General features: G+C 37.0%; 16 protein-coding genes and 1 tRNA gene. 3 read left to right on the top strand and 14 right to left on the bottom strand.

Annotated features, from left to right (window positions below):
- Positions 1–291: 291 nt before the first annotated feature.
- Positions 292–2295 (top strand): choline BCCT transporter BetT, encoded by a 2004-nt coding sequence (gene betT / locus AB4J89_RS13190; RefSeq protein WP_088493568.1) that lies wholly within the window; start codon positions 292–294, stop codon positions 2293–2295.
- Positions 2296–2360: 65 nt separating this feature from the next.
- Here betT and hpaR read toward each other — a convergent pair whose 3' ends face one another.
- Entirely contained in the window at positions 2361–2798 is a 438-nt protein-coding gene (gene hpaR, locus AB4J89_RS13185; RefSeq protein ID WP_075673407.1) for a homoprotocatechuate degradation operon regulator HpaR, read from the bottom strand.
- Positions 2799–3388: 590 nt separating this feature from the next.
- Between hpaR and hpaC the strand changes: the two genes are divergently transcribed.
- Together hpaC and dtpB are read left to right on the top strand one after the other, a co-directional pair.
- Complete coding sequence (gene hpaC, locus AB4J89_RS13180) at positions 3389–3907, top strand: 4-hydroxyphenylacetate 3-monooxygenase, reductase component (protein ID WP_088493569.1); 519 nt, start codon at positions 3389–3391, stop codon at positions 3905–3907.
- Positions 3908–4504: 597 nt separating this feature from the next.
- Positions 4505–5992, top strand: a complete 1488-nt coding sequence (gene dtpB, locus AB4J89_RS13175) for a dipeptide/tripeptide permease DtpB (RefSeq protein WP_311755387.1) — start codon at positions 4505–4507, stop codon at positions 5990–5992.
- Positions 5993–6242: 250 nt separating this feature from the next.
- Here the strand turns inward: dtpB and fbaA are convergent, their stop codons facing one another.
- The 13 genes from fbaA to AB4J89_RS13110 all read right to left on the bottom strand — a co-directional run bounded on the left by fbaA (position 6243) and on the right by AB4J89_RS13110 (position 15958).
- A complete protein-coding gene (gene fbaA / locus AB4J89_RS13170) occupies positions 6243–7322 on the bottom strand; it encodes a class II fructose-bisphosphate aldolase (protein ID WP_088493571.1) in 1080 nt (359 codons plus the stop codon).
- A 63-nt stretch (positions 7323–7385) separates the two neighbouring features.
- Positions 7386–8549, bottom strand: coding sequence for a phosphoglycerate kinase (gene pgk, locus AB4J89_RS13165; RefSeq protein WP_088493572.1), 1164 nt, complete (start codon positions 8547–8549; stop codon positions 7386–7388).
- Positions 8550–8636: 87 nt separating this feature from the next.
- Positions 8637–9656: an erythrose-4-phosphate dehydrogenase gene (gene epd / locus AB4J89_RS13160; RefSeq protein ID WP_075673402.1), complete on the bottom strand. Its 1020-nt coding sequence runs from the start codon at positions 9654–9656 to the stop codon at positions 8637–8639.
- 257 nt (positions 9657–9913) lie between these two features.
- Positions 9914–11908, bottom strand: a complete 1995-nt coding sequence (gene tkt, locus AB4J89_RS13155) for a transketolase (protein ID WP_088493573.1) — start codon at positions 11906–11908, stop codon at positions 9914–9916.
- Between the two features lie 552 nt (positions 11909–12460).
- A complete protein-coding gene (locus AB4J89_RS13150) occupies positions 12461–12919 on the bottom strand; it encodes a hypothetical protein (RefSeq protein ID WP_088493574.1) in 459 nt (152 codons plus the stop codon).
- Complete coding sequence (locus AB4J89_RS13145) at positions 12906–13298, bottom strand: hypothetical protein (RefSeq protein ID WP_088493575.1); 393 nt, start codon at positions 13296–13298, stop codon at positions 12906–12908. Before AB4J89_RS13145 ends, AB4J89_RS13150 begins: the two co-directional genes overlap by 14 nt.
- A gap of 2 nt (positions 13299–13300) precedes the next feature.
- Positions 13301–13630, bottom strand: coding sequence for a hypothetical protein (locus AB4J89_RS13140; RefSeq protein ID WP_088493576.1), 330 nt, complete (start codon positions 13628–13630; stop codon positions 13301–13303).
- 55 nt (positions 13631–13685) lie between these two features.
- Positions 13686–14036 (bottom strand): hypothetical protein, encoded by a 351-nt coding sequence (locus AB4J89_RS13135; protein WP_088493577.1) that lies wholly within the window; start codon positions 14034–14036, stop codon positions 13686–13688.
- A gap of 14 nt (positions 14037–14050) precedes the next feature.
- Positions 14051–14380: a hypothetical protein gene (locus tag AB4J89_RS13130; RefSeq protein WP_368469548.1), complete on the bottom strand. Its 330-nt coding sequence runs from the start codon at positions 14378–14380 to the stop codon at positions 14051–14053.
- Positions 14377–14730, bottom strand: coding sequence for a hypothetical protein (locus AB4J89_RS13125; RefSeq protein ID WP_368469546.1), 354 nt, complete (start codon positions 14728–14730; stop codon positions 14377–14379). The genes AB4J89_RS13130 and AB4J89_RS13125 overlap by 4 nt, the downstream gene beginning before the upstream one ends.
- Before the next feature lies 1 nt (position 14731).
- On the bottom strand, positions 14732–15277 hold the full coding sequence (locus tag AB4J89_RS13120) for a nuclease (RefSeq protein WP_368469544.1): 546 nt from the start codon (positions 15275–15277) through the stop codon (positions 14732–14734).
- A gap of 33 nt (positions 15278–15310) precedes the next feature.
- Positions 15311–15706, bottom strand: a complete 396-nt coding sequence (locus tag AB4J89_RS13115; protein WP_270754186.1) for an immunity 22 family protein — start codon at positions 15704–15706, stop codon at positions 15311–15313.
- A 175-nt stretch (positions 15707–15881) separates the two neighbouring features.
- Positions 15882–15958 (bottom strand) — tRNA-Asp (locus AB4J89_RS13110).
- Between the last annotated feature and the right edge of the window lie 10 nt (positions 15959–15968).

Below are 15968 nucleotides of genomic sequence, written 5' to 3'. Positions count from 1 at the left end.
GGGTTGATCGATTAAGCAAAAAATGTAACCATGTTCTCCTTTTTTCAACAGGAGAAACCTATTAAAGAGCGAAAGCATCTAGCATAAAAAGTTATTAATAAATTGATTTAACTGTGTTTTTCTTCATCTTGCGGAAAAGATAATTTACTTCCGTTCTTTTATAAAACATCTTTCCAATTTGATGTTTTATTCAAATTTTCTTATGAACTTTTCTTTTCTGATGACATAAGCAATCAGAAAGTGGGTAGCGAAAAGTCTCTTTCTAGGAAAATAACAAAAAATAGGTTAACTATGAGTCAACAAAACGATATAACCCCTCAAAAAGTTAGGATGAAAATTAATCCTCCCGTTTTTTATACATCTGCACTGTTAATTTTACTGGTCGTTGGTTTCTCTGCATTATTTCCAGAGTTGGCTAATGATAAATTAGGTCATCTTCAGGAAAACCTCTTCACGAATGCGAGCTGGTTCTACATTCTAGCCGTTGCATTGGTTTTGCTGAGTGTGACTTATTTAGGCCTTTCTCGTTTTGGTCAAATCAAGTTAGGGCCGGATCATGCTCGCCCCCACTTTAGTTATTTTGCTTGGTTTGCCATGCTCTTTTCAGCAGGAATGGGAATTGGCTTAATGTTCTTTGGTGTTGCTGAACCCGTTATGCATTACCTTATGCCCCCGACAGGTGAAGCTCAAACCATAGAAGCCGCAAAAGAAGCGATGCGATTAACCTTTTTCCACTGGGGATTACATGCATGGGCAATTTACGCCATTGTCGCTTTGATCTTAGCGTTTTTCTCTTATCGTCATGGCTTGCCGTTAACACTGCGCTCGGCACTTTATCCAATCATTGGTGATCGCATACATGGCCCTATTGGTCATGCTGTTGATATTTTTGCCGTTATGGGAACCGTATTTGGTGTCGCAACTTCTCTTGGATTTGGTGTTCTGCAAGTTAATGCGGGTTTAAACCATCTTTTTAATGTCCCCATTAATCCAACCGTGCAAGTCATATTGATTGTTGTGATAACAGGGCTTGCAACTATTTCAGTTGTTTCTGGATTAGAAAAAGGTATCCGCTTTTTATCTGAACTTAACTTAGGATTAGCGGTAATTCTTCTTTTATTAGTCATTATTCTTGGTCCAACCGTATTGATATTAAAATCATTTGTTGAAAATACGGGAGGATATCTATCCGAAATTGTCAGTAAAACTTTTAATCTTTACGCATACGAGCCAAAATCGAGTGATTGGTTAGGGGGATGGACTCTACTTTATTGGGGTTGGTGGCTTTCATGGTCTCCATTTGTAGGGATGTTTATTGCCCGTATTTCTCGTGGACGTACTATTCGTGAATTTGTTGTGGGTGTTCTGTTTGTTCCTGCCGGCTTTACCTTACTTTGGATGACCGTTTTTGGTAATACAGCAATTCATTTAATCAAAGATAAAGGTGCAGAAGCTCTCGCAAATATCGTACAGCAAGATGTCTCATTGGCTTTATTTGAGTTCTTAAATTATTTTCCATTTTCGTCTGTTTTATCTTTCTTTGCGATGTTGATGGTCGTTGTCTTCTTTGTGACCTCAGCAGACTCGGGAGCAATGGTTGTTGATACTTTGGCTTCAGGTGGTGATAGCGAAACACCTGTGTGGCAACGTATTTTCTGGGCGGGCTTAATGGGCGTTTCTGCAATTACTTTATTGCTAGCGGGTGGTTTAACTGCGCTACAAACAGTCACCATTGCGAGCGCACTTCCCTTCTCAATGGTATTGCTTGCTTCTATTTATGGATTAATAAAAGCATTGCGAGTGGATGTATATAAACGTGATAGCCAACAGCTAACGACAATTGCGCCACCAGCAAGCCGTAATCCGATCCCTTGGCAACGTCGTTTAAGAAATATTGCCTATTTCCCTAAACGTTCTCATGTAAAACGTTTTATGGATGAAGTGATCCAACCCTCAATGGAAATGGTATCTGCTGAGTTAAGTAAACAAGCGACACAATGCATTATCCATAACGAAGAAGAGGATCGAATTGGTTTTGAAGTCGATTTAGGCGATGACATGAATTTCTTCTATGAAGTTCGTCTGCGTTTTTATACTCAACCGGCCTTTGCTTTAGCTGGATTAAGTGATGAAGAAAGAGACGAAGAACATAAATATTATCGCGCTGAGATTCATTTAAAAGAAGGTGGACAAGACTACGATGTAATGGGTTGGACGAAAGAACAAATCATTCACGATATTCTTGATCAGTACGAAAAACACATTCACTTCTTACATGTATTAGGTAAGCAATAATTTTGCCTGAGTGAAAACAACAAAAAGGAGATGTCATAGCATCTCCTTTTTTCTTATCAAATAACTTATTTCTCTGATTGTTCAACATCATCTGGATTAAGTGCAATCAACTCTTTTAATAATCCAGCTAGTCGTTGTAGTTTTTCAGTGGAAAACTTTTGCTCAAGTAATTGATAGCCTTCTTCAATTTTAGGCTGAATTTTATCGTATAAACTTTGCCCATTGGCAGACAGTGAAACGAAAAGTTTACGTTGGTCACTCACAGGTTTTAAACGACAAATTAGCTCGTCTCTTTCCATTCTAATAAGAATACCCGTTAGACTTGGTCGAAGAATACACGATTTTTGTGCTAATTCGTGGAAATCAATAGAGCGTTTATCCGCAAGTACGCGAATGATCCGCCATTGCTGTTCTGTCAGATTATGCTCTTTAAGAACAGGTCGAAAAAAACCCATCGCAGATTCCCGTGCTTGTAATAGCGCGATAGTTAATGATTCATGCATAATCAAGAAGCTCTTTATATGGTGTTATAGGTGAAATGACAAAATATCACTCAATATAGACAGTGAAAAAGTACCGCTGTTTATGGTTTATAAAATGACTATATTCTAAGAATAGACTAATTGTTACAATTATTCATATTAACAAATAAATAAAGTTGACTCAATTTTTGCAATTTTATTCCCTTTGTGCAATTTATCACCCATGCTTCTTTTTCGTGTTAATTTCACCTTCTGCAACATCTTGACCTATACGCAATTTTCATCAATTGGCAATTTGTGTTATCTCTCAACCAACTAAAAAAGTAGCCTGATTTGCCTATTACCCTACCTCTAAATTAGGAATAATGGTGCTTAGCGATAAGGTTGTCTCACAGTTTTTCGAGATAAAGTTAACAGGTTGTAACAAAGAAAGATTGCTATCTTTGTTCATGCGCGGTAGCGTTACGGCTTTAAAACAACGCAACAAAGAAACCGGCAATAACATTACAACTTTGTTAGCGGAGTAGTTAGGTAATTTATTAGTTATCTAACTAATAATTATTTTAAGTGAAGACGCCCACAGACGAGAAGTCTGGCAGTAGGAGTAAATAATGTCTGAGGAAAAACAGGCTAACCCACTTTTTCGGGATGCAATGGCAAGCTTAGGTGCCGCAGTCAATATCGTGGCAACAAATGGCGATGCAGGATGTTGTGGCTTAACAGCAACAGCGGTATGTTCTGTTACTGATAACCCACCTACCGTGATGGTTTGCATCAACAGTAAAAGTCAGATGAACTCTATTTTTCAAGAAAATGGAAAATTGAGCATCAATATATTGAATCATGAACAAGAAGAAATGGCATGTCATTTCGCCGGAATGACAGGACTCGCGATGGCAGATCGCTTTACTCAACCTGGATGGCAAAACGGACAATTACAACAACCCGTATTAACAAATGCGCTTGCCTGCCTTGAAGGTGATATTTATGATGTGCGCCAAGTTGGTACACATTTTGTTTATATGACCGAAATTAAGAATATTTCTGTACGTGAAGATGGTGATGGACTTATTTATTTCAAACGTCGTTTCCATTCTGTTAAAAATGAACAAGTACCCATCCCTGTTTAAATTTCACCTATTTTACCTCAAGATAAAAACGCACTTTTAATAAGGGCGTTTTTTATTGATTATCATCACAATATAAAATTAAATATTTATTTATATTAAGTGAATACTTATTTAATTAAATAACATTAGCTAACTTTTAGGTATTTATTAAATATTTATTAACATCTGTTTGTTATAAAAGAATAATTTTTAATTATAATGAAAAATTTCTTTCTAGAATCAATCAGTCACATAATCAAAAACATTTCCCCTCTACTTTTATTCTTTCTCTTTATTTAATTTACTCAGATTAAAATATAAACAAACAATAATCTAATTGGTTATATTTTATACCAAAGATCAATTAAATGACTTTATTTGAAAATAAACTAATGAATATTTTTTTCAATCTGGTATTAATCTTACCCACAGTGTGATCAACCTTTGAGAAGTCATTCTATCAATATATTAGTCTACTCGACTTGCTGATTACCTTCTTAAATTTGCAAACATCACTCTAAATGCGACAGATAATGTTACCGTTGTGTAACATTCCTCGTGAATGTGAGTAAATAACATCGTTGTTGAAAATAAATAATAATTAGGGGCATTACAGATATGGATAAACCCGCTCAAGTCGGTTTATTACAACAGCCTAAACCATTCTTTATGATTTTCTTTGTAGAATTATGGGAACGTTTTGGTTACTACGGCGTACAAGGTATTCTTGCCGTTTATTTTGTTAGTAAACTCGGTTTCTCTCAAGAACAGGCTTTCATTACTTTTGGTGCATTCTCTGCATTGGTTTATGGGCTTATTTCTATTGGTGGTTATGTTGGTGACCACTTATTAGGAACAAAACGAACAATTGTTTTAGGTGCTATTGTCTTGGCTATCGGTTATTTCATGACTGGTATGTCAATTATGTATCCTAATTTAATTTTCTATGCATTAGGAACTATCGCTGTAGGTAATGGTTTATTTAAAGCCAACCCTGCCAGCCTATTAGCAAAATGTTATCCACCTAAAGATCCCCGTCTTGATGGTGCATTTACGCTATTTTATATGTCGATTAATATCGGCTCATTAATTTCTTTATCTATCGCCCCTGTACTTGCTGAACGTTACGGATATGGACTGACTTATAATATCTGTGGTGTTGGCTTGATCATGGCGTTATTAGTTTATTTCTTCTGTCGCAAAATGGTTGCCAATATTGGTTCTGAACCAGACCATTTACCAATGAGCTTTAGCAAATTGTTATTAGTTATTGCTGGCTCAATTGCGATGGTATTTGTTTGTGCATGGTTACTGCACAACGTAATGATTGCAAATATTGTTTTAGTCAGCTTGTCTATTATTGTTGTCTTCATTTATTTCCGTGAAGCTTTTAAACAAAAAGACAGAGTTGCTCGTAATAAAATGTATGTTGCATTTGTTCTGATGTTAGAAGCTGTTGTTTTCTACATTCTGTATGCACAGATGCCAACTTCACTGAACTTCTTTGCTATTCATAACGTTCACCACACGCTTTTAGGCTTTGATATTAACCCTGTAAGCTTCCAAGCACTAAACCCATTCTGGATCATTGTTGCTAGCCCAATCCTTGCTATCGCTTATAGCCATTTTGGCGCGAAAGGTAAAGACTTCTCAATGCCAGCGAAGTTTACCGCAGGTATGCTTCTGTGCTCGTTAGGATTCCTTACAGCGGCAGCTTCAGGTATGTGGTTTGCCGATGCTCAAGGCTTAACATCACCTTGGTTTATTGTTCTGGTTTACTTATTCCAGAGCTTAGGTGAACTGATGATCAGTGCGTTAGGTTTAGCAATGGTTGCAGCGTTCGTACCGCAATACATGATGGGCTTTATTTTAGGTATGTGGTTCTTAACACAAGCAACGGCTTACCTGTTAGGCGGTTATGTAGCAACTTTCACAGCTGCACCAGAAGGTATTACTGATCCACTACAAACATTACCTATTTATACTGATGTATTTGGTAAAATTGGTATTGTGACCTTAATTGTAGGTATTGTTATGTGGGCAACCGTACCTTTATTAAATCGTATGATGAAAGAAGAAAGCAAAGACGCTAAAGTCACAGGCTGATCTTCCAAATAATATATTGCTCAATTTAAGCGTCTATTTATTAATAGGCGCTTTTTTATATCTGCTTTATCTCAACATTAGGTTTCATTTCGTATTGGCTAGATATCCCTAATAGGGCCGCATCTACATTCCCTCACACCCAATTTTAATAATAAATATTGCCATAGCCAAACTACCTAATCGCTTTTTATCAGGCATAAAAAAACCCGCCAAATAAGCGGGTTTAGTTTAATCATTAAGAATGACTCAATTACAGAACATCAACTGAATTCAATTCTTTAAATGCTTGTTCTAAACGAACAACCATTGATGCTTGTGCTTGACGTAACCAGTTACGTGGATCGTAGTATTTCTTGTTAGGTTTATCAGCACCTTCTGGGTTACCTAATTGGCCTTGCAGATAGCCTTCGTTCTTTTTGTAGAACTGTAAGATACCATCCCAAGTTGCCCACTGAGTATCGGTATCGATATTCATTTTGATAACGCCATAACCAACAGCTTCTTTGATTTCTTCAGCAGAAGAACCAGAACCGCCGTGGAAAACGAAATCTAAGCTATTGTGTGGCAGATTGAATTTCTGTGATACGTAGTCTTGTGAGTTACGTAAAATTTTTGGCGTTAACTGGACGTTACCTGGTTTATAAACACCGTGAACGTTACCGAAAGATGCCGCGATAGTGAAACGAGGGCTTACTGCGCTTAGTTTTTCATATGCGTAAGCAACATCTTCTGGTTGAGTATAAAGCGCAGAGCTGTCCATACCTGTGTTATCAACACCGTCTTCTTCACCACCAGTACAGCCTAATTCGATTTCTAAAGTCATATCGATTTTAGCCATACGCGCTAAATATTTAGCACAGATTTCGATGTTTTCTTCTAATGATTCTTCAGATAAGTCAATCATATGAGAAGAGAACAGTGGTTTACCTGTTTTAGCGTAGTGTTTTTCACCCGCATCTAACAGACCATCAATCCATGGTAATAATTTTTTAGCACAGTGGTCAGTATGCAGAATAACCGGAACACCGTAGTATTCAGCCATTTGATGCACATGGTGAGCACCAGAAATTGCGCCTAAAATAGCAGCTTGCTGTGGTACATCAGATTTAAGACCTTTACCTGCGATAAATGCAGCACCACCGTTAGAGAACTGTACAATAACAGGAGAACGAACTTTCGCAGCAGCTTCTAACACAGCATTGATTGAGTCAGTACCTACACAGTTAACCGCAGGCAGAGCAAATTTGTTTTCTTTTGCTACTGCAAATACTTTTTGTACATCATCACCAGTGATGACACCCGGTTTCACGAAATCAAAAACTTTAGACATGTAATAAGATCCTATATTTGGAACAGGTAGAAAATAACTTTCTACCTGTATGAGCTGACTTAATTACTGTTTAGCGCGTTCTTCTAACATTGCAACAGCAGGAAGTTTTTTGCCTTCAACGAATTCTAAGAAAGCACCACCACCGGTTGAAATGTAAGAGATTTTGTCTGCGATATCAAATAAATCAATAGCAGCCAGCGTATCACCACCACCTGCGATAGAGAATGCGTCGCTATCTGCGATTGCATTAGCGATGATTTCTGTACCTTTGCGGAAGTTAGGGAATTCGAATACACCTACTGGACCATTCCACAGAATAGTTTTCGCATTTTTCAGGATTTCTGCTAAACGCTCAGCAGTTACATCACCGATATCAAGTACTTGTTCATCATCTTTGATGTCACTTGCTGATTTTAAAACAGCATCTGCAGTTTCAGAGAATTCAGTCGCAACGCGAACATCACTTGGTACTGGAATATCACATTTTTCCATCAGCTTTTTAGCATCATCAACAAGGTCTGCTTCATATAAAGAGCGACCTACTGGATGACCTTCTGCTGCGATAAAGGTATTTGCGATACCACCACCAACGATTAATTGGTCAGCAATTTTTGATAAAGAATCTAATACAGTCAGTTTAGTTGAAACTTTAGAACCACCAACAATCGCAACCATTGGGCGAGCTGGTTTATCTAATGCTTTACCTAATGCTTCAAGTTCTGCTGATAACAGTGGACCCGCACAAGCAACTTGTGCAAATTTAGCAACGCCATGAGTTGACGCTTGAGCACGGTGAGCAGTACCGAATGCATCCATTACGAATACATCACATAATGCAGCATATTGCTTAGACAGAGTTTCGTCGTCTTTCTTTTCGCCTTTGTTAAAACGAACGTTTTCAAGAACAACTAATTCACCTGCATTGACTTCAACACCATTTAAATAGTCTTTAGCAAGGCTAACTGGTGCAGTTAATTTGTCTTTCAGATAGTCAACAACTGGTTTTAAAGAGAACTCTTCGTTGTACTCACCTTCGGTAGGACGACCTAAGTGAGAAGTTACCATCACTTTAGCGCCTTGTTTTAACGCGGCTTCAATTGTTGGTAAAGAAGCACGGATACGCGCATCTGAAGTCACTTTACCATCTTTAACTGGAACGTTCAGGTCAGCACGGATAAGAACTCGTTTACCCGCTAGGTCTAAATCGGTCATCTTAATTACAGACATGATGAATCCTCTCATTGATTCTCTAAAATTTAGTAATCTTCTGTTCAGTGCGTCGTATTATTACGCGACACCGTCATTAAAACATGATTATTTAAAACCAGTTGCAGCCATTGCTAACGTTGTATCAAGCATTCTGTTAGCAAAGCCCCATTCATTATCACACCAGACTAAAGTCTTGATCAGGTGTTGCCCACTGACTCTTGTTTGTGTGCCATCAACGATTGCACTATGAGGGTCGTGGTTAAAATCAGTTGAGACTAATGGCAATTCTGTGTAATCCACTATACCACGAAATGCGCCAGTTGCTGATTTTTGAATTAACCGATTGACATCTAACACATTTACAGCAGTTTTTACAGTGACACTTAAATCAATTGCCGTCACATTAATTGTAGGAACTCGTACAGAAATTGCCTCAAAATGATCCTTAAATTTCGGGAAAATTCGAGTAATTCCTGCTGCCAACTTCGTATCAACAGGAATGATAGATTGTCCTGCTGCACGAGTACGGCGTAAATCCTTATGGTATGCATCAATCACGGGTTGATCGTTCATGGCTGCATGGATTGTTGTTACTGTTCCTGATTCTATATTAAATGCGTCATCCATCATTTTAATAATGGGAATAATGCAATTCGTTGTACAAGATGCGTTTGAAACAATTCGGTGCTCTTTTTTTAGTTCGTGTTGATTGACACCAAAAACGACAGTTGCATCTAAATCAGTTGTACCGGGATGAGAAAAAAGTACTTTCTTTGCGCCTTGTGCAATATGTGCTTCACCATCAGCACGAGAGCCATAAGCACCACTACAATCAAGTACGACATCGATACCAAGTTCACCCCAAGGTAAATCAGTAATATCAGCGTGGTGAAAAAGACGAATAGTATCATCACCCACTTGCAATAAATCGTTATTAATTCGTACATCCCAAGCAAAACGTCCATGACTAGAGTCATACTTGAGAAGATGCCCAATACCTTGTGCATCAGCCAATTCATTTATTGCAACAACCGTTATTTCAGCTCGTTTACCTGATTCATAAAGCGCTCTTAACACATTACGCCCTATACGACCAAAACCGTTAATAGCGACTCTGATTGTCATGTGACTCCCTTGATAACTTGTGATTCGCAACCGCTTAGAATAATAGAGCAAGATACTAATCAACAACGATAAATCAAGTAAATCTAGAAATTGTGCAGTCACCGACACTTTAGGATTAACTGAAACGGTTCAGCTTGCTGATAATCAGATTACGAGAAATGAGAGAAGATCGCAATAGTAAAGAAAGATGGAAGGATAAAAAAAGAGCACATCTGAGAAATTCTTCCCAAAAATGTGCTCTTGTTAACACTTATTGATTATTTAAGTAAAGATTTTGCCTGTGTAACCACATTTTCAACAGTAAAACCAAACTCTTCAAATAGTTCGTTTGCAGGTGCAGATTCGCCGAAGCTACGCATACCTACAATTGCACCATCTAAACCAACATACTTGAACCAGTAGTCAGCAATACCTGCTTCGATAGCAACACGAGCTTTCACTGATGTTGGTAATACTGCTTCACGGTAATCTGCATCTTGTTTATCAAATGCATCAGTTGCTGGCATAGAAACAACACGTACTTTACGGCCTTCCGCTGTCAGTTGTTCATAAGCGCTGACCGCTAATTCAACTTCAGAGCCTGTTGCGATAAAGATTAATTCTGGAGTACCAGCGCAATCTTTCAGGATGTAACCACCCTTCTCAATGTTTGCCAGTTGCTCAGGAGTACGTGGTTGCTGTGCAAGATTTTGACGAGAGAAGATCAGAGCTGTTGGGCCATCTTTACGATCAATTGCATATTTCCATGCAACAGCTGATTCAACTTGGTCACATGGACGCCATGTGCTCACGTTTGGAGTTACACGCAGGCTTGCCATTTGCTCAACAGGTTGGTGAGTTGGACCATCTTCCCCCAGACCGATAGAGTCATGAGTATAAACAAAGATACTGCGGATCTTCATCAGTGCAGCCATACGTACAGCATTACGTGCATATTCCATAAACATCAGGAAAGTCGCGCCGTAAGGAACAAAACCGCCGTGTAATGCAATACCGTTCATGATTGCGGACATACCGAATTCACGAACACCGTAATGGATGTAGTTACCCGCTTTGTCTTCGTTCAGTGCTTTAGAACCAGACCACATAGTCAGGTTGCTTGGTGCTAAGTCCGCAGAACCGCCCATGAATTCTGGTAATACTTTACCAAATGCTTCTAATGCATTTTGGGATGCTTTACGGCTTGCAATGCTTGAAGGGTTTTGTTGCAGATTTTCAATAAATGCTTTGGAATCTTTTTCCCAGTTTGCTGGTAATTCACCAGAAACACGACGTTTGAATTCAGCCGCTAATTCAGGGAACTGTGCTGCATATGCAGCAAATTTAGCATCCCATGCAGCTTCTTTTGCTTTACCCGCTTCTTTTGCATCCCACTCTTTATAAATTTCTTGTGGAATTTCGAATGCGCCGTATTCCCAACCTAACGCTTTACGTGTTTCAGCGATTTCTGCATCACCTAATGGAGAGCCGTGAGAATCAGCAGTACCTGCTTTATGAGGAGAACCGAAACCGATAGTGGTTTTACAAATCAACAGTGAAGGTTTGTCAGTGATTTGTTTTGCTGCTTCAACAGCTGCTTTAATGCTTGCTGCATCGTGACCATCAATGCCACTGATTACATGCCAGCCATAAGCGTCGAAACGTTCTGCTGTGTTATCAGTAAACCAACCATGCACTTGACCATCAATAGAAATGCCATTGTCATCATAAAATGCAATCAGTTTACCTAACTGTAATGTTCCCGCTAAAGAACACACTTCGTGAGAGATACCTTCCATCATACAACCATCACCCATAAAGGCGTAGGTGTAGTGGTCAACGATATCATGACCAGGACGGTTAAATTGAGCCGCTAATGTACGTTCTGCAATTGCAAAACCCACTGCGTTTGCAATACCTTGACCTAAAGGACCCGTTGTTGTTTCAACACCAGCGGTGTAACCATATTCTGGGTGACCAGGTGTTTTAGAATGCAATTGACGGAAGTTTTTCAGATCATCTAAAGAAAGATCATAACCAGACAGGTGCAGTAAGCTGTAAATCAGCATTGAAGCATGACCATTAGATAAAACGAAACGGTCACGATCAGCCCAGTTAGGGTTAGTTGGGTTATGATTTAAAAAATCACGCCATAATACTTCTGCAATATCAGCCATACCCATAGGGGCGCCAGGGTGTCCTGATTTAGCTTTTTGCACAGCATCCATACTTAAAAAACGGATCGCATTAGCAAGGGTTTTACGAGTGGTCATTTTCTACTCCAAGTCGGATAAAAAGCATCTAGATAGCTGATTCTCTCAATGCGGGCAAAAAACCGCAATATAAAAAATCCACAAAGGTGGCTATCGTAATTAGCATAAAGCAATAATTCTTTGATTTGCACGGCATTTTTTACGATCAAAGCGGAAAATAACATTACACCACCGCATTGTTGCGCAACAAAAAGCAAAAAAGACAATGATTTGCGCAATTGAGAAGCGTGCTATTAAACCTTAGCTTGATATGACTAATCAAGATAAAATTTTATTGCTGAATTATCCATCAAATCAAATAAATACCGTATTTGTTTTAATTATAGCCTAATAACTGACTGAACTTGTTACAAGGACGTAGAATTATAAGAGCTTAAAAAAGATAAAAAGCAGATAATTCACTGATTCAGTAATAAAAATCTTATTTACATCATATATAGCTAAAAGGAAAAATCAGCGTAACGTAAATGTTACTTTTTAATATCAATAGCAAAGAATAAATTTAATTCTATTTGTCCCTGTGAGTGAAAACTCTTTTTAAGCAACTGACGATTAAATCACCACTAATTTCTTTTTATAAAAACCTATCGGAAAATGACCTTGGTAGTAAATCTGAATGATCTTTTCCCAGCTGTCACCATAATTGAAGTATTTTTCAGTAAGATACTGCCTAAATGCGTAACATATCGCATTTCTTGCTGCAATTTTGAAGTTATGTGCATCGTATTGAAATTGACTATCTGGTACAGGGAAAGCTTTTAGACTCTCTATCACAGCTTTACTGACGACTAATCGCATCTCGACCAAATCTTTGGGATATTCTTGTTTTATATAGAAAGGATCATCTTGCGTGGGAGAAGTTGGCAACCATTCGACATTTAAAGACGATTCAAAACAAGCTTGGATACTTTGAAAATAGATAATCTTTTTATCATCGAAGCTTCCCTTTCCCATATTAGAAAAGAAAAGTGTAATGCTGATTTTTTGTTGGATTTCGTTAAAAAAGCTCATTGCTAATAGACTCAATTATTTCTACGTTAATTCTGTCTGATTTCAACATAACATACTGATTTTCAATATGTGAATATTGATAAAATAGATCATCTTCAAAAACTAAATTAGTGACAATAAACTTATTATCAAGCAATTTACCATTTAATTGATAAGCAAAAGAATTTCCGATTTGAGTCAACGACATAACGTGATCATTTGATGGTTTAATCTCAATATCATCAAAAAACATTAATACTAACTCAACTAAATAGACCTCCCCTATCACAAATACATTGGGCTCATTAATAAAACAACAAATTTCATATTCACCAAAAGAGAGTGTAACTTCTTCTTCCACATAAGGATTGAGGGCAACAACTCTAGCAAAATATTTCATTCTTATTCTGGCCCATCCCATTTTAGTTGGTCTTTTAAATGCTCAGGTACAATCTCAAATAAGCGCTTAATATTTTTCTTATGCACATTATAATTATCACAAATTCTTTCACTAGCATTATCTAAGTAATACTTCGCCTGTACATTAAGAAAGTGGATATCGTTATTAGTCATCTCTTCGGTAGGTAAACTACCAACAACATTATGTAGTAATTCAGCTTCAAAACCACAGGATTTGTTTTTTCCTTTACGAATAAAACTGTGTGTTTGAACATTTCGAATATGGGATAATGACCACCACAACATTTCAGAGTAAATTTCTATTTTTTTCATTTTAATGCGTAATATCCTTTATAGTAATTGGATCCTTGCCAGAATAAATTTTAATTTAACTATTATTATCTTCCACTAACGCTAAAAAATGATCTTGAAGATCACCTTGTATTTCTTCGTTATCATAAATAAGCCGAAAATCCTCATCAATATTATTAACGAAATGAGTACCGTCTAGCATTCCGAATATTGTTGATGCAGTATCTGTCATCACGATTTCCATCATATTAATCACTGACTTTCTTTCTTCTTCTGATAAATTAACAAAAATCTTATTCACTTGAGAGAAAGCACCTTTATGATAACTTTCTGGATCTTGTCTATTTAACCTTTCACTATATTGCTTAAGATTATCTTCAAATAACTCTTTGTATATTTCATTGATAACAAGTTTATCTTTTTTCATTATTTTCCTTTGTATTAAAACCAACGCCCCATAGGTGAATTCTCTCTCAAATTTTTGTCAATCAATTCTGGCGTAATGATATTTTGTTCAATAACAGGAAGCATGATTTCATCTAAAATTTCGTAATCAATATGACAACCGGTATTATGAAATATAAGGTTTAGAGCCTCATTAATTAATTCTTGCTCACCCTGCCCTTTCATTTCAAGGATAAACTGAACAATGGCTTGTTTTATCTCTTTATTTTTATTGTATTCGGCTTGTTCAGTTTCAAATTCTTGATAATAAAAATGCTCGAGCGTTTTAGATAGCATACTTAAACGCAAATAAAATTCCGTGTTCATAAATTAATCCTAAATATCCCTAAGACTATGATTTGATATCTTGCAGGTTGTCTTTCACCAATAGCAAATAAACCAAGCAACTGCATATTCTCTTTTTTTGATTTTTGAATATCACACATTACTGATAAACCATCATAGCTATAACGCGTTCCTAGATTTAAAGTGAGTCCTTTTACCTTATTTATTACCTGCTGTTTTACCTCTTTATCTAGGCTGTTTAAGTCTCTTAATTGCGTTACGCTAACTGACATATCTTCATCATAATAAGGACATTGAATAAGGTGATTTAGCTGATAAAAATCATCTTCAAAACCATCATAAACTAGCTCTTTTTTCTTTATATTTTTCATCTTATTCAGGTTTTAATTGATGCCAAAATGAAGTTGTTTGAGATGAGGTTAGGTCAATAATTCTATCTGGCGAAATATCAGTTAAAAACAGTGTGGCAACTGCGCGAAAAAAAGCAAAAAAATTCACTGCAATATGTTCAAAACTATCGATAGATGACTCACTTGTCATTGCAAAAACATTCCCAGTTTGAGTATTTAATAAGATGGTATAAGGATCTGACAATGCAATAACAATGATGTTCTCAGGTCGTTTATCACCAATCCACCATTGAGCAAACTCATTGGAGCCATTTAGCATGAAAAGTCTTTCAAGATAATCTTCACCACAGCCAAAACTGATATTAAATAATGAGAAATTATCTAAATTATAGAGAGAGATAAAAGAGGTAAAATCATCAGGAAGAGAGAGTGTTAGCGTCTGTTCTAGCAAACCGAAATCTGTAAGTGGTGTTTTTCTTTTAAAAAGAATTAAATCATTAAAATCCGCTCCTAAAGGAGAAAATTTATCTTTTAGCTCTTTTGTGATTTCATCAAGCGTTAATAGCATGATCAGCCCAGCCTAAATTAATTTTTAAACCAGTTAATCACCATTATATTCGCCAATATAATGTAAATTATTATAGGTTTGGTTATCGCTCTTTTTGATAACAAGTTCAGGATCTTGATACCAAAATATAGCGTTAGCACTTTTAATTCCTAGCTCTTCACATTTAGCTTTAATAAACGATATTTCACTTTCATCAACAGCAGCATCTACCAAAACTTCATCAAGTGTAACATTGTTATCAAAACGAGGGATAACACCAATAAAATCTTCGTCGTACCACACTATCCCCAGATCTTTGCAGAATCCACATACTCTATAATTAGGAGAGTCAATTCCGTCTTCCTCAGAGTAATCTAACTCAAAATAATGCATATACTCTTCTTCAGAAGAAAAATTACTGCCAATCCATAAATGTACTCTATTTTCCATATTGATTACCCTGCGAAATGCCATTGTGCATAGCATTAATATCATTAATAAATTCTAAGATAGTGATATCAAATATTGAAAGCAAGAAATAGTGGCTTAGAAAAATACGGGAAGAGAAAATTGCTGAGGCTGTAAAACGCAAAAACCCCAGCATTTATGCTGGGGTTTGGAATGTTGGCGGAACGGACGGGACTCGAACCCGCGCCCCCCTGCGTGACAGGCAGGTATTCTAACCAACTGAACTACCGCTCCGCGTATCCTT

The sequence above is a fragment of the Proteus sp. STS61-E genome (assembly GCF_040932335.1).
GTDB lineage: Bacteria > Pseudomonadota > Gammaproteobacteria > Enterobacterales > Enterobacteriaceae > Proteus > Proteus mirabilis_B.
This window is presented reverse-complemented; position numbering and strand designations above follow the sequence as displayed.

Coding starts and splice junctions, on each gene's coding strand:
- betT (WP_088493568.1), top strand. CDS start 292: ATGAGTCAACAAAACGATATAACCCCTCAAAAAGTTAGGATGAAAATT.
- hpaR (WP_075673407.1), bottom strand. CDS start 2,798: ATGCATGAATCATTAACTATCGCGCTATTACAAGCACGGGAATCTGCG.
- hpaC (WP_088493569.1), top strand. CDS start 3,389: ATGTCTGAGGAAAAACAGGCTAACCCACTTTTTCGGGATGCAATGGCA.
- dtpB (WP_311755387.1), top strand. CDS start 4,505: ATGGATAAACCCGCTCAAGTCGGTTTATTACAACAGCCTAAACCATTC.
- fbaA (WP_088493571.1), bottom strand. CDS start 7,322: ATGTCTAAAGTTTTTGATTTCGTGAAACCGGGTGTCATCACTGGTGAT.
- pgk (WP_088493572.1), bottom strand. CDS start 8,549: ATGTCTGTAATTAAGATGACCGATTTAGACCTAGCGGGTAAACGAGTT.
- epd (WP_075673402.1), bottom strand. CDS start 9,656: ATGACAATCAGAGTCGCTATTAACGGTTTTGGTCGTATAGGGCGTAAT.
- tkt (WP_088493573.1), bottom strand. CDS start 11,908: ATGACCACTCGTAAAACCCTTGCTAATGCGATCCGTTTTTTAAGTATG.
- AB4J89_RS13150 (WP_088493574.1), bottom strand. CDS start 12,919: ATGAGCTTTTTTAACGAAATCCAACAAAAAATCAGCATTACACTTTTC.
- AB4J89_RS13145 (WP_088493575.1), bottom strand. CDS start 13,298: ATGAAATATTTTGCTAGAGTTGTTGCCCTCAATCCTTATGTGGAAGAA.
- AB4J89_RS13140 (WP_088493576.1), bottom strand. CDS start 13,630: ATGAAAAAAATAGAAATTTACTCTGAAATGTTGTGGTGGTCATTATCC.
- AB4J89_RS13135 (WP_088493577.1), bottom strand. CDS start 14,036: ATGAAAAAAGATAAACTTGTTATCAATGAAATATACAAAGAGTTATTT.
- AB4J89_RS13130 (WP_368469548.1), bottom strand. CDS start 14,380: ATGAACACGGAATTTTATTTGCGTTTAAGTATGCTATCTAAAACGCTC.
- AB4J89_RS13125 (WP_368469546.1), bottom strand. CDS start 14,730: ATGAAAAATATAAAGAAAAAAGAGCTAGTTTATGATGGTTTTGAAGAT.
- AB4J89_RS13120 (WP_368469544.1), bottom strand. CDS start 15,277: ATGCTATTAACGCTTGATGAAATCACAAAAGAGCTAAAAGATAAATTT.
- AB4J89_RS13115 (WP_270754186.1), bottom strand. CDS start 15,706: ATGGAAAATAGAGTACATTTATGGATTGGCAGTAATTTTTCTTCTGAA.